We start from the raw sequence: 15,502 nt of genomic DNA on the forward strand, positions 1-15,502 counted from the left end.
CTGGCGGTGACCGAACCCGGTGGCCAGTTCGAGGGCGGCAAGGGTCTGTTCGACGTCATCCGCTCGGCGCTGCACCCCGCGGTCACCGCGCCTGGTGCCCCGGGCCGGTCGGCGGCGTTCAAGGACGGGACAGCAGCCAAGCTCACCGAGGACCTGCACGCCTACCTGAAGAAGTGGACGCCGTCCGGCGAGCTGCTGAGCAAGGACGGCAGCGTGCACGGTGCGTACCGGGCGCACGCCGAGATCCTCGCGATCACGCCGAGCCATCCCGTCGGCGACATGTTCTCCCGCCCCTCTCGGCAGTCGGACCGACAGCAGTCGACGACACGGACTCACGGCCTCGGCGGCCGCTTCGGGCTCGGCCCCGCCGTCGGTCTGCTGACGATGCCGGGTGGTCCGCGGCTCCGGCTCGCCGTGTGGCCCACGGCGACGGCGGGATCCAACCGGCTGGTCTCCTCGTCTTCCTCCGTCACGACGGTGTCCGGTCGGCAGATCACCGGGCCGCGGATTGTCTACCGGGCCCGGGTGCGGGTGCACGTGGAGGGCACCGGCGCGCGTTCCAGGGCGATGCGGGCGGGGCGGGGCGGCGGGCCGACGTACACGGACGTGACCGCCTGGCTGAGTCTGCGCCCCGAGGAGGCGGTGTCGCTGATGCTGAAGCTGCTCGACGGCATGCCGACGATCGCCCCTCTGCTGCGGCAACCGGGGTACGAGCGGACGCTGCCCTTCGGCCCGTCGAGCGCGAGTGTGGGGCCGGGGTACGAGCGGACGCTGCCCTTCGGCCCGTCGAGCGCGAGTGTGGGGATGTCCTCGGTGGACACCGCCCAGCTTCTCTCGGAGCTTGAGAAGCTCTTCGCGGACGACCCGCGCCTGGCCGGGTTCCTGCCCGGGTTCGGCGCTGCCAACAAGTCCGGTCTCTTCACCAGCCGTTCCGACCAGCAACGGCAGCGTCACAACTACCGGGTCCTGACTGACGCGCTCTCGCCCGACAACGTCTCGGAGCGCAAGGGCACGGGGTTCAGCACGGGCATCCCCGTGCGGCTGCACCGCAAGGGCAGGCTCGACAACGAGTACGTCCTCGTGCGGGTCAAGCTCCGTGAGGAGACGAAACCGGATTACCGGGGAGACATAGCCGACTGGAAGCAGCGACACACCGCCAAACTGGCGAAAAGCGGACAGAGTGGCCACAGTGTCGAGGACGGCTTCTCGGTTAACGGCACGCTGTCGGCCAAGCCCGTTCCGGGACATCTCTACCTGACACTCGCCGCCGCTCTCGGCTGGTCCAGCGGCCGGGCCGGCCAGGGCGGTCCGAACACCGAAGTCCGGAAGTCGACCACGGGGTCACCCGACTCGAGCGTGTTCGGCATGACGGTCGGGTTCGACGTGGAGATCACCTTCGTCGAGCGGGAAAGGAACTGGCGGCGGTACGCGCTGCCGGGCCGTCCCGGCCGGCAGACCCCGCCCACGACGACGGTGGCCCGCACCGGCGCCGCCGCCGACGCGGCGGACGACGTGCGCCCGTTCGACGTCGACCCGGTGAAGGTGCGGCTGACGACCCCGACCGCCCTCACCCTGTCCCCGTCCCAGCGGCATCTGCCGCACATCCCGGCGGAGACCCGGGACGTCCCGGTGCCCGAACTGACCGGCATCAACATGATGTACGACCGCCAGTGGGCGGCTCCGGCGCGTGAGAAGCGGGAACTGAGGCAGTGGCTCGCGCTGGAGATCGTGGGCCTTGAGGGGGAAATCCCCGAACTGGCCCAGCAGTTGCTGACCGAGGCCGCCGACGGCGACGACGTGTTCACTGTCCCGGGTCTGGAACCGGCGCTGTGGATCGAGGAGCGACTGGGCTCCGACGCGCTTCCGGCGGGTCTGGAAGAGGGCACCAGGAGCGCCTGGCTCGTCGACGGGCTGCGCTTCGAGCGCCGGTGGGACACCGTGACCGGTTCGGTGGGTACCCGGTTCCATGTGCTCAGCCCTTCCGTGATGGAAGTGCTCGACGGACCGGCCACCGAACAGTGGCTCAGCGGCGGGCATCAGGCCGTCGGTGTCAAGAACGAGGCCAGGTTCGTGAGGACCTCGCTGATGGCCGCCGGTGCCGGGACTCCCTCCGAGTCGACGTGGATGCTCGGCGGCCTGGCCCCCAACTACGGATTCAACAAGTCCGCCCAGTCCTCGCTCATCTCCGCCGGTTTGATCGACCGGATCAGCTATACCGAGGCCGATCACCGCCTCGTGCTGCTCCAGGCCGACGTCGAGGTCCTCATGGCCGCCGAGGCGAAGGTGGGCTTCGACGCCGCGAAGCTGGAGACCGGTGGCCGGCTGCTGTCCCGGGCCGGCGCCGCGCTGGTGACCGAGGAGTACGCACGCGCCATCGGTCTCGGAGCGCAGGTCGACGAACGTCTGCGGGCCAAGGGGATCACTCCGCCGGTGCCCGTCGCCGAGGTCGCCGAGGTCGCCGAGGACCGGCCCGAGTCGGCTGCCGCCGCCTCCCCGGGGAGGCGGACGGCCGAAGGCCCGAGGGACCGAGGGTTCATTCCGTTGCCGACCATCGCCGAGGTCGCCGAGGACGGGCCCGAGCCGGCTGCCACCGTCTCCACGACGGAACCGGCGCCTGCCGCCGCCGAGCCCGGGACGTCGGCGTCTTTGGCTGAGTCCGGGACATCGCTGTCCCAGGCTGAGCCAGAGACGTCGCTGTCCCAGGCCCAGGCCGTGACGTCGAAGACCGCCCCCGATTCCGCGGCCGGGCTGCAACTGCCGGGCAACGGACCGCTGGGGCTGGGCGACATCGAGCACGCGCCCGACTTCCTGCGGCTGCTGCCGGCCCTGCGCAGTCGGCTGGCCGACAGAACCGGCACGGACGCCGAGGAGTCGCTCCCCGACGACCTGCTGCCCGAGCGGTTGCTCGACGACAGGCGGCACAACACCGAACGCCTCGGGAATGTGCTCAACGGCGCCACGAGTCTGCTGGCAAGCCTGCTGGACGGCAGCGTGACGGTGGAGCTGTTCCGGCAGGACAAGGGCAGGCGCACGTTCTGGGCCGAGCTGGTGCTGAGCCGGGAGGAGGGCTCCTTCGACAGCCGTCCCCAGCAGGGCCGGGCGATCTCCTTCACGACGACGGCCGTGCTCGACGATCAGACCGCCACGTCGGAAGGCAGGGGCTCGGGGCTGGACGTCCCCCTGTTGCTGCTCGGCGCCGAGAGCGGTGTGGCGGGGGTGCCGGCGGTGGGGAGCGCCGCCCAGCATTCCTTCGGCGAAACCGTGCGCAACGCGCTCATGGCCAGCGTGACCCTGACCATCCCGGACAAGGCGGGGATGGTCAGGGTCAGGATTCCGGTGTCGGCACGGTTGGACCTGTACGACGGGCCACCGGAGAACACCGCTCCGATCGCCACGGTGGAATTGGAGGCGCCGCCTGCCGCCGAGGACGGCTCCACGGTCGACGACGACCGCTACCTGCTGTTCCGTCTTCCGGAGTCGGATCTGCGGGCGCTGGCCGGTCTGCGTCCGCCACGGGCGCTGCCCCCGCTCGGCGGGCGGTCCGCGCCGCTGGTTCCGCTGCCGCAGTGGCGCGTCGCAGGCGTGCAGCTGCCGTACGAGGCGCAGGCCTACCTGTTCCAGGGTGCTCCCCGGGTAAGGGCAGGAATGGCCGCCTTGGCGCGGAAACTGGGGGCGTCCTCGAACTTCCACGCCATCGACAAGTCCGCGGCGTACACCGTACGGGAGGAGGTGTCCACGGAGTGGCTGCAATCGGCGCTGCCGGTGGGGTCCACCACCGGGATCGGGTTGCCGCCGACGTTCGTCAAACGGTTCTTCGGCACTGAGGACCTGGACGTCGCCCTGTACACGCGATTCACCCACGGTGAGGTGCTCGCAGCGGGTGAGACGGCGCTCTTCGAGTCGGTGTCGGGTGCCGAGCCGGGCACGATGGCGATGTCCGAGCAGGGGCAGGGCGGCACGTTCGGAGAGAGCGGGGGCGTCTCGGGGCAGGGGCTCCCCGTGCCGGCCTGGATGAACTACGCCCTCACCAACGTGCACGACTACGAGCCGGGCCCGGTCCGCACATCCGCTCACGCGGTCAGCGGGGCCTCGCAGCGGACCGCCGGAAACGCGACCGCACTGGCCTTCGAGGGGCCGTCCGCGCTGGTGCAGTTCACGGTCGATCTGCGGCTGGTCGCCAAGCGCCGGGACAACGTCGGGCACGCGCTGGGGTTCAAGGACACCCAAGCCGAACTGGACGTGCCGATCGCGCACCCCGTCCCGATCCGGCTCACCCGGGCCTCGGCGGAGCTGATGCTGGCCGCGGGCGCCATCACGGACCCCGACCACCACGTGCTGCGCTCGCAGATCAGGGTGGAGAAGGTCCTTGACGGTGAAGGGCGGCCCTCGGGGCTGACGTCGTTCACGCCCGAGGAGGGGTACCGCAACGCCGCGTACCGGGATGTGGCGACGTACCGGGAGTACACGCAGTGGGGGAAGGACGCCGACGGTAAGCCGGTCCCTGCGCAACGCCCTCTGCCGCTGGCGCCGGACGCGAAGCTGCAGGTCTGGGGCTCGCACGGCGACACCGGTGGGCGTTTCAAGGGAGTCACGCAGGACGGGAAGACCCTTTCCTTCGACGCGGACGGGCTGGGGGCGATCCTCAAGGCCGAGCTGGCGGCGGACACCACGGACATCCTGCTGGCACCGTGCGTGAGCGGTTGGGACCCCGAGACGCTGAAGGAGACGGCGAAACGGATCCGCGAGCGGACCAACATCGGGGTGCACATCTCCGATGGCGGCGATGTGACGGTCAGTCCGCCGGAGGGCGACGATCCGGGCCGGATCCACACCCACCCGAAGCCCGACGGCAGCCCCGCGGACTTCATGTCCGACATCCCCGCAGGCCGCCCCCCCGTCCTCCTGACGCCGGTGGCCTCGGCGCGCCGGCCCGCCTACCCGCCGTCCCGGTACCGCAATGCCACCGGCCCGCAGGCCCAGCACCACCCGTCGGTGGTGGTGGCCGAGGGCGGCCCGCGGCGGTTCCCGTTCGGCGAGGCCTACGTCGTCGAGTTCGGCGGCGACGGCAGGACCGTAGGTCTCCCGTTGAGCAGCGCCGACGCCGACGCCTTCTCCTCCGCGCTGGCCACGCTGCCGCCGGACGCGGCGGTGGTCGTCACGGGCGCCGACCTGACGGGCGAACCGTCGCAGGATCCGCTGGTGTCGCCGATCGCGGGCCAGGACCTGTCCAACCGCTCGAACCGGTGGATCTGGGCCACCAGGAACGGACAGGACCCGACCGGGGCCGACGAATGGGTGGGATTCCGTCCGGAGCCGACGAACGAGGAACTCGCCTACGCGGCGCAAACACTGACGGGCGACCAGGGCCGCGCCGCCGATGTGCTGAGCTGGAGGCGGGTGATCGGCCTGGTCTACGGGCCGCTGCTGGAGAACAACGGCCAGGCGTTCGGGGCGATGCTGCGCGTCATGCGGATTTCGGAGCAGGAGCGGCTGGCCGACGAGAACCACCTGCCACTCACCTGGCAGAACCTGCGGGGAGAGATCTCGGGGTACTACAAGGCGCTTTCCCAGCCCGAGCCGGAGCTCGCACAGGCGCTGCCGACCGTGCTGCAGGGGGTCGTGAACCTGTACGGGACGGACCTTGAGCTGCCCTGGGACGCATTGGTTCCCGAATACCACGTCGACCCCAGCCGGTTGGCCGTGCGCTCCGCGGAGCAGGCCGGCGAGGCGGAGCTGCCCGCCTCGGCCGATGAGTCGCTCGGACGGCCCGCCACCACGCCCACGCGGGAGCCGTACCCGTCCCCCGAGCCGTGGAACACCTCCTTGGCGTCGTCCGGGGGGACGCACGTCTACACGCCGCGTTTCCCCTCCTTCTACGACGATGACGCATGGGAGACGAGGAGCGCCAACCATGAGCGTGCTGTGGCCAAAGCCCAGGAGACGAATGAACATGCCGGCCTGCGGGCCCAGCAGGGAGTCCGGGAGCTGCACCGGAGGCTGCGGCCATATGCCCGAAACCCTCGCCGTTTCTTCTTCTCGCCGGAGGACCCTGACAACTTCGACTGGTTCGGGGAAATGGAGCGTTTGCTGGACGAGAGGGGGAAGCCGCCGCTCCACGACCTGATGAAGGCGTTCGCGCAGGCCGCAGCGCACTACATGGAGGAGGAGGGACTGCCGGAGAGCGGTTCGCCGGCGGCCGGCACCACCGATGACGCGCAGCTGCGGGCGCTGGGATACCGGGTCGTCGGGGACGGCCAGGAAGCCGAGGACCTGTTCCGCGTCTACCAGGACATCGGCCTCGATCCGCTGCTCTTCCGAGAGGCAGTGGTGTCCTGGCTGGTGGGCCGGGAGGACGGCCCGTCCCTGGTGGTCGTGATGAGGGCGGCGCAGCACTTCGGACGCGGCCCGACGGAACCCGACTTCCTGAACATCGCGACGTCCCGATTCGACGCCTCCCGGTTCTATCCCTGGATCGATGCGGCCTTCGACTCCCGTAGGTGGCTCGGCACAGCGGTGGGGGTACTGGACCCCGATCTGCGCCAGCCGCACGAGGAGATGTACCGGGCATCCGTGGACTGGCTCGACGAGGATCTCACCGGAGTGAGCGACCCGGTGGGCTCCATCGAGTCCTTGGCGGTCCACGGCGCGGGCACAAGCCAGACGGCCAGGGGCGCGACTCCTTCGGTGGTGGCCGAGTGGCGGCAGCGCCGTGCGGCCGTGCGTGACTGGCACCTGCGCTACGAGGCCCCCAGGCTGCTGATGCGGAACATGCGCTCCGGTCACTGGGCGGCGCTCTACCTGGCCGGTGGCCCTGACGGCAGGCTGCTGAGCGTCTGGCCGGACGGACGGGCACTGCGCCAGGTGGTCCGGCAGGTGCTGGATGACGCGTTCCAACCGGACGGTCGGCACGACGCGCTGCCCCTGCTACTGCTGCGGGACGAGCGTTTCCGGCAGTTGGTGGAGGAGGCCGGAGACGACCTCGGGCGGGCCACTTCCGAAGCGCGGGAAGCCATCCGACACCGTGCCACGGAGCTTGTCGACCAGATGGGCGACGAGCTGACCGGGCATGCGCACATGCTCGAAGAGGCCACGCACTTGCTGCCGCCTATGACCGGTCAGCGTGCGATGTGGTCGTCGTGGGCGCCCGGATCGCTGGAGAGCCGGCGCGCTTACCTGAGCAGGGGCGAGGTGCATGTATCCGCCCGGCACCGGGCGACGGCCAGCACGGACGCGGCCTTCCGTGAACTCGTGAACTCGGCCGAGAGGCACGGAGCTGCGCATCCGGAGCTGTTCGAGGTCGTGGAGCCGGAGCGGGAGCCGGCCACGACGGCCCGCGACATCTCCCTCGCCGCCATGCGCCCACAGGACCGCAGGCTCGTCTACCCGGCGGCGGCCGACTTCCGGGTGATCAACGAGGAGGTGCGTTACCACCCGGCGTTGGGTGGTAACTACGCGCATGTCACGTTGGTGGAGATACCGGCACCCATCCCGGAAAAGGTCTGGGACCGGCCGATCGTCACCCTTCCGCTCCTCACCGAAAGTGGTCGGGCTTTCGGCCTGACCAGCGAGAGCGTCCTCGAGATGGCCGCTCACGATCGCCTTTTCCACTGGGACCGCGTCAGTCACTACCGGAACTGGGACGCTTCGGCGGACAAGGCAGTGGGCCCGTCCAGGCCCGTGGAGTGGAGGCAGGGCCGGCAAGGGGCGAGTCAGGACGCTGCCGGTCACCCCTCGGCCGCCTACTGGATGGCGCACGGCGAGCCTCAGAAGTACTCCGTTCCTTCGCCTTACGGGGTCAAGGCCGCGCTCGGCCTCGAGGTCGGCCGCTACCAGCGTGAGCTGTTCCGCCGGATGGGCGTGCCCGAACAACTGCCGCTGGCGCTGATGACGTGCTCCCCGGCGAAGGAGAAGCTCGCCCAGACGACAGCCGATCAGCACGGCGGGCGCCCGCTCTACGGCGCAACGGACGTGGTCACATGGCAGCTGCATGTCGGCTCCCCATCGGTCAATATCATGATCAACCGCAAGCCGACCGAACAGGACAAGACCTTCCTCGCCTTCAGGGCCCGGGACCCACAGCAGATCCGTGCGGACGAGGTGAGCGCCGCCGCTCACTTCAGCGGACAGGCGGCGCGCTACGGCCGCCTCACCACCCTGCCCGACTGGCTGCCGGCCACTGTGCGCTACGACCGGGCGTTCGGCGAAGCGGTCAGCCGGTCCGCCGGGCCGCTCGCCGCGGCCCGCCAGGTCCTCCAGGCTCTGCGCGCCGGCAAGCAGGACGCGGAGTTCTTCCGGGGCAACAGCCTGGTCGGGCCCGAAAAGGCTATGCAGCGGCTGCTGGACCAGAACGGCACCGCCGACCTGCGCGAGGTGATGACCGCGATCGACGAAGCGGCCACCGGCGGGCGGATGTCGCCGTACATACTCCCCGGCGACATGGACATCGACCATTCGGACGGATTCGTTGAGGCGGAGGGCGGGTTCAGAACCCTCTCCACCGAACTCACTGATCCGATGGACTTGTTCGCTGCGTTCCGCGATCTGGACCTGACCGATGAGAGTGACCACTCCTTCCTGCTGGCCGTCATCGGGTGGCAGCTCACCCTGCCCGACGGCGACTACTCGCTGGCCGACATCCTGCGGGCGTACGACTCCGACCGGCCAGAGATCAGGGCCGCCCTGACCAGCGCGGTCGACCTGTACGGCTGGGCTGATGCGATCGTGCGCGGTGATGTCCTCGGCGGTGACATCAGTAAGGACCTCGTCGCGCGCCTGGAGCCCCCGCACCACCGGGTATACCGAGATGCCCACCGCTGGCTCGGCCAGTGGGCGACGGACGAATTCCCCGCACCGCCGGGGCTGCGGCTGGCCCCCGGACATCGCGCCGCGCTCCCGCTGCTCAGCGGTCCCGGCGCGGAGCTGATCCAGGAGCGGTTCGCCGCCGACGGCCCGGCCACCTCGGCCCGGAGCAGGGAACTGCTGAGTGAGGCGGTGCGCGGCGCCGTGTCCCGGGCCTTCGACTCGGGCTCCCACACATACCCGCGGCCGTTCCTGCGGGACGGGCGGTTCCAGGAACTGGCCGACGACGCCCGGGCCGGCGAAACGCCGCAGGAGTGGCAGGCCGACATCAGGGAACGGCTGCTCAACCGTGCCGAGCAGTTGACCGACACCCTGCACATGGAGCTCCCCGAACACCTGGGGATGAAGGCGGAAGTGCTGGCTCTGTTGCCCTCCGCCGACACGCCGGCGGCCTGGACACTCTGGGCGCCGGGCGACCTCGCCGACGGTCTACCGGGCACCCTGGACGCTCTCATGGTGCCCAAGGGCCAGCGGGCGGGTCTGAACGGGGACACCGTGATGGAGTCCCTCGTGAACATGGCCTCCGAGTCCCGGCCCGGGCAACACCGGGTGGTCGTAGAGGTAGAGAAGACCTCCGGCCGCGACGTGTCGGGCGAGCAGGCGACGTACGCGGCCGACACGGTGGCCTTTGTCAAGCGCCGGGCCCTGGCCTATGACGAAAATGACCAGCCCTACGAGTACCTGCTGGTGTCGGAGGCCGATCGGGACAGCGGGATATCCGGTAGTCGGACACCCGGGGAGTCCGAGCAGCAGGAAGACGAGGAACTGTCTGACTACACCTCGGAGAGTGACGCTGAGTCGTCTGACTCGATGGATTCGCTGGAACGCGATCTGACCGCGGCGCTCGAGCAGCAGGAGGACGAGGACTCGGAGTCCCGGGCATCGAGCCCCGCGATGGACGGCGAGGCGGAGCCGGCGCCGCTGATGTTCATGGGCTCCCTCCAGGACGGCGACCCGCCCCGCTACCGGGCATCTTCTTCGTCCGCGGGTGCGATCAGCCGGGGCCGCCGGATGAGCGTGGCGCTTGCCGGAGTCTTTGCCTCCGGCAACTCCCGTCAGCTCCTCGAGTTGGCACAGGTCTCACAGAACAGGCGGCATGAGGCGATCGAGGAACTGCTCCGCGCGTCCGCCGCGCGGGTGCGCTACGAGGGGGACCCGGGCTCTTATGCGGAGGTGATCAGCGGGAACGGTTGGCCGCAGGCCGCCGGGGAATACGAGGCCGGCGCGGCCTCTGTCTTCGCTGTGCAGCGCAACGTCGAAGAAGCGGCGGCGCGGGCCTTCGAAGCGTTCCGTGCCTGGGAGACAGCCCGGACCACTTTCGCGGCGGACCGAGGAAACCGAGGTTTCGTTGACAGGGTGCTGGGTCGTGGCGGGCCTGACATGGAGTCCGAGTCGACGGCCGCCAGGCTCCGGGAGGACGCCCCCAGCACACGGCTGGTGTACTGGCTGGGCCGGCTGGAGGGCTACGGGAACTCGGCGCCCGAGTTCGAGGCCGGCTGGCCGTCGACGTTGGCCGAGTTGGGGTATATCCGGAGCGGAAGGCCTCAACTCGATCTGCCCACCAGGCTGATGGAGGTCTACCGGCGGCTCGTCATCAACGACACGCTGCCGAAGGATGACGTGCCGTTGTTCCTCAAGGCGTTGATGGCGGGGATGGTGCATCTGCTTCCTGAGGGTGCGGGCCTGGCGCGGTTGTCGATGTTCGAGATCCTGTGGTCCGCCCGGCTGGCGGGGCTCGGTGACGCGGCTCTGGACCGGAGCCTGAAGCAGGCTCTGGTCCAGGGCGCGCCCGGAATGTACGAGTGGGTCGACAGGGAGCTCGAGCCCTGGGCCGGTACCGTCGATCCCCAGGGACAGCGGGCGCTCACGCCGCCCCATCTGGCACTGCGCTACGACGCCGCCTTCGCGCCGCTCCGGCTCACCCCGGAGGAGGAGCAGGCGGGGCGCGAGATGGGCCTGGACCCGCGGCACGTTCACGCCCTGGGGCGCCAGCAAGGAGCGCGGGATGAGACGAACCCCCGGTGGCGGGAGGACAGGTCGCTCGTTGACGCCATGCGGGAGAGGGCATTCCGCATGCTCCCGCCTGTGGAGCGGACGGTGTACTGGGCGTCCGTGCGCACCCGTCCGGGTTTCCCGCTCGCCGGCGCCTTCGACGAGGAGGTCCCGGACGAAGTCTTCTTCTCCAAGGAGGACGCGGTCCGAGCGGTCAGGGTGGGCCCGAACCAGGACCTCGTGCTGTACCAGGTTCCCGCCTCGACCGCTCGTGATGTCACCCGCCTGGCCGACTACGACACTCCTGTGGCCCGTTACCTGCCGGGGACGAATCTCAAGGGCCGCTACGACGGCTTCGAGAGAGTGGGGCCCCTCGGCCAGGTGGCGCAGGTCGTCTCAGGCGTCGAGGTCAGCCCGATGCGCACGTGGCACGCGGAGTGGCACGCGGAACAGGTGGTGCGGCGGGACATCGTCACGCGAGACGGTGTCCGGCGGATAGGCGAGACGTACTACACCGCTGCCGACCAGGAGTTGCGGGCGCCGTTCCTGAGGGACCTGGAGGATGTCGACGAGTTTGAGGTCTGGGCTCACGACAAGCAGGGGCGGTTGGGCACTGCGACTTATGGTCTGCCGGGCGCGGAGGCGACCTACTTCCACGTGTTCCAGCACGGCAGCGACTTCTTCGGGCCCGGTGGTGATCGGGCCCTCGTGAGGCCGCGCGCCGAACAGGCGATGCGGCGCCTCAAGAGGTTGGGTGCCACTCACCTGTTCCTCCAGTACTGCGGCGACGAAAGCGGGCGCCCGATACGCGAACTCGCCGAGCTCGCCGACGATCTGGAAATGGAGATCATCGGGTACTCCGGCCCGGGCGCGCTGGCAAGGTCGGGCCCTGGCCGCGCCAAGCTGCACCTCCTTCTCGACCGTAACAACAACCCGTCCCATCTGTGGCTTTACCACGACGAAGGTGACGTGGAGGGGTACCCCAGGGAGCGGCCGAGCTTCGGGGCGCGAGGGGCAGACCGGGAGTTCGGACAGCTCACCGGCTGGGAGCTCGCGGAGCCGAGGGGACTGGAGTATCCGGACGCCACCCTGGTCAACGCCGGCGGCTCCGCCTTCGGCGGCGCCCGTCGGGCACAGCGACAGGCGGAGGCGGAGGCGGAACGGGCACAGGCCGCACAGGCCGAGCGGCACAGGGCATTCGAGGCGCTGGCGAACTCGAACGCGGACAGCCACGCGGAGTCGATCACAGGGGGCAGCTGGGGAGACGTGGCGGGCGAATACGAGAGTGCCGCGGCCTCTGTCTTCGCCCTGCAGCCGAACGTGGCAGAGGCGACGAACCGGGCCTTCGAAGCGTTCAGCGCCTGGGAGGCAGCCCAGTCCGCTCCCGCACCGGAGCGAGGACAACGTTTCGCCGACAAGCTGCTGGGTCGTGCCGTGACCGGCCAGAACGTCGACGCCATGCTCCAGCGGCAACCGGACCTCAGCGAACGGATGGTGTACCGGCTGACCCGGCTGGAGGGCTACGGGGACTCCGCGTTCGAGTTCGACTCGGGCTGGTCGCCGCTGCTGACCCGCTTGGGCTATCTCTGGAGACGAGACCACCAACTCGATCTCCCCACCAGGTTGATGGAGGTCTATCGGCGGCTCGTGCTGGACGGGAAGCTGCCGAAGAGTGACGTGCCGTTGTTCCTCAAGGCGTTGATGGCGGGCATGGTGCATCTGCTGCCTGAGGGTGCGGCCCTGGCGCGGTTGTCGATGTTCGAGATCCTGTGGTCCGCCCGGCTGGCGGGGCTCGGTGACGAGGGCCTGGACCGGAGCTTGAAGCAGGCTCTGTCCCAGGGCGCGCCCGCAATGTACGACTGGGTCGACAGGAAGCTGGAGCCCTGGGCCGGTGTCCGCGAAGCCCGGGTACAGCGGTCACTCACGCCGCCCCGTCTGGCGCTGGGCTACGACGCCAACGTCCCGATGCGCGGCCTCACCCCGGAGACGGAGCAGGCGGGGCTTCAGCGGGGCCTGGAGCCGCGGCATCTGGATGTCCTGGGGATCCTCGGGACCCACCGGATACCGAAGGCCGAGCGCTACGTACGTGAGATGGGGGAGAGAGTCTTCGTCGCTCTGCTTCCCCCCGTCGACCGGACCGTGTACTTCGCGCGCATCCTGTCTCCGAGCGACGCCGGCATCAACAGTGGCCTCGGCCGTCTGGCCACGGAGAAGGCCTACTTCTCCATGGCCGACGCGCTGCGCGAGCTGAAGGACTCCGGGGTGCACCTCCGCAGCCTCGCGCGTGGCCAGGCGATCGTGCTGGTCGAGGTGCCGAAGTCGGCCGCTCGTGATGTCACCGGGCTGGTCACCGGTGACACTCCTTCGGCCCGTTACCTGCCGGGTACTGAGTTCCGGGTCGGTGGCCGCCACTCCCGCGCCATGCGTATAGGCGACCTGGAGGTGATGGTCGCCTCAGCTGTCGAGAGCACGCCGATGCCCACGTGGCGCGGGGAGCGGCACGCGGACGAGGTGGTGCGGCGGGACATCGTCACGCGAGACGGTGGCCGGCGGATGGGCGAGACGCACTACAACACCGCGGACCTGGACTTGCGGGAACCGCTCCTGTCGGATCTGGCGGATATTGACTCGATCCAGGTGTGGGCTCGTGACCAGGCGGGACGTTTGGGCGCGGCGACGTGGGAGCTGCCGTTCCCGGAAGATGAGACTTTCCACGAGTTCGGGCACGGCCGTGTCTACGCCGGGCCGGGCGGTCTGAGCCTCTTGAGGTCGGACGCGCAAAAGGCGGTACGGCGCGTCCAGGCGATGGGGCTCAGTCACCTGTTCCTCCAGTACTGCGGTGACGAAAGCAACCGCCCGGTGCTCGAACTGTCCGAGGTTGCCGTGGAATCGGGGGACACGACGATCGTCGCGTACTCCGGTCCGGGCTCGCTCGCCCCGGCTGCCGCGGCCCAGGCCCGTGCCCAGCTGAACGCCCTTCTCGACGGTAACGGCGCCCCCACGCACCTGTGGATCTACCGCCCCGACGGCGAGGTGGAGGCGTACCCGAGCAGGCCGCCGGGCACGGGGCGGAAGCAAACGCTGCAGGAGGGACAGCTCTCCCGGTGGGAGCCCGCGGAGTTGCCGGGTGCGGAGTACGTCAACCGGCGTCCGGGTGCGGCTGCTCTCAACTATCGGCACGAGGCGCTGTTGGCCGCGATCAGCGCGAGGGCCGGCGATGACGCGCGGGTGCGGTTCGAAGAGTTGTATCAGCACCCGGGGGAATGGGGTGCGGACACCTTCGTGGTGAACCGGCAGACGCATGCCGTTGTCGACGAGCAGACGCTGCACGAGCCGGCGCAAGCGCAGGCGCTGGACGAGCCGTTGGGCCGGCAGTTGCTGGACGCGGGCATAGAGCCGGTGGAGGAAGAGCCGTCGCTGGCGCTTTTCTCACCCGAGGTGTACAGCCACGAGCTGTGGGGTGACGCGGCCCGCCGGTATGACCGCACGTTCGCAGAGGCCATGGGTGGTGTCGAGGATGTCCTCGGGGCGGTCGAGGACGGCTACGAGGCGCTGCATGACCTCCTTGTGCCGCTGGTGGATCCGGATTCCGCGCAGGAGCTGAACCTTCGGCGGGAGCAGCTGGATACGGACAGCGTGGCGGAGCTGGTCGGCGCCTTCCGGCGGACGGCCGTGGAATACCGTGCGGACCTCGCCGAACTGTGGAACGACGTGTCGCCGGTCGAGCGCGGGCCGGTCGAGGATGGCTGGCGCGAGGCGATGCGCGAGCGGGGTCTGCGTGCGGGTGTGGCGGCCTCGGACGATCTTGGCTGGCTGTTCGTGGTGCACCGGGAGCTCGGGTTCGACGAGCCGGAGCGGCTGTTGTTCCGGGAGGCGGTGCTGGCCTACATCCTCGGGGCGGGGCTCCCCGCCTTCGACGTTCTGGAGGCTTCGCACCTGGCCGGGTTGGGTGACGAGTACGAGCGGTCCGTGGTTTCCGGGAGGGGAGAGGGAGTCGAGCTTTACGGGCTGCTGGACAAGATGATCACCGACCATGAGGAGGACATCGACGCGGACCTGTGGGACGACCTGGTGCCTCCGGACCGGGTGATGTACGGCCAGTTGGGCGGTGGCTATGAGATGACGGCGGGCGCCACGCGGGCCGCCCGTGACCTGAGGCTGCCCCTGCATAACGCGTCCGCCCTGGTCCGCCTCGATGAGCTGCCCGAGATCGTGGACGATGACAGTGCTGCTCTGAGGGGCCTCATCCGGGGTCTGGCGGCCGAGGGGCTGGAGATGCTGCCCGCGGCCGGCGTTGAGGCGTGGGTGGCGGTCTGGATGCCCCGGGAAGTGGTCTTGGAGCTCGGCGACGTGGCCCCTGTAGGTGCCGATTTCGTGCGCCTGCGGGTCTCGCGGGACGACGCCGGCCGGATGGCCTTCGGTGAGCCGTCGGACGAGTCGGCCTTGATGTTCTTCCGGGTCCTTGAGTCCGCTGCGCGTGACGTCACGTCGCTGCTTCCGCCTGGCACGATGCGGACGCTCAGGTATCCGCGGGGGGTGCCGGCCGAGATCACCCGTATCCGGCCGGAGCCGGATACGGGCAGCTCTGTGCTGACGCTGAGGGAGGTGGATCCGCGGCCTGCAGCGGTCGACGATGAGTCCGAGGCGGGCT

At 69.9% G+C, this 15,502-nt stretch carries 1 protein-coding gene (cut by both window edges); it reads left to right on the top strand.

The whole window is internal to a hypothetical protein gene (locus M2271_RS38500; RefSeq protein WP_280892114.1) on the top strand: the coding sequence, 62,520 nt in all, runs 12,777 nt past the left edge and 34,241 nt past the right edge, and what appears here is coding positions 12,778-28,279 — codons 4,260 (complete) to 9,427 (partial); the first complete codon in view begins at position 1. Both the start codon and the stop codon lie outside the window.

The sequence above is a fragment of the Streptomyces sp. LBL genome (assembly GCF_029893585.1).
In the GTDB taxonomy this organism is placed as follows: domain Bacteria; phylum Actinomycetota; class Actinomycetes; order Streptomycetales; family Streptomycetaceae; genus Streptomyces.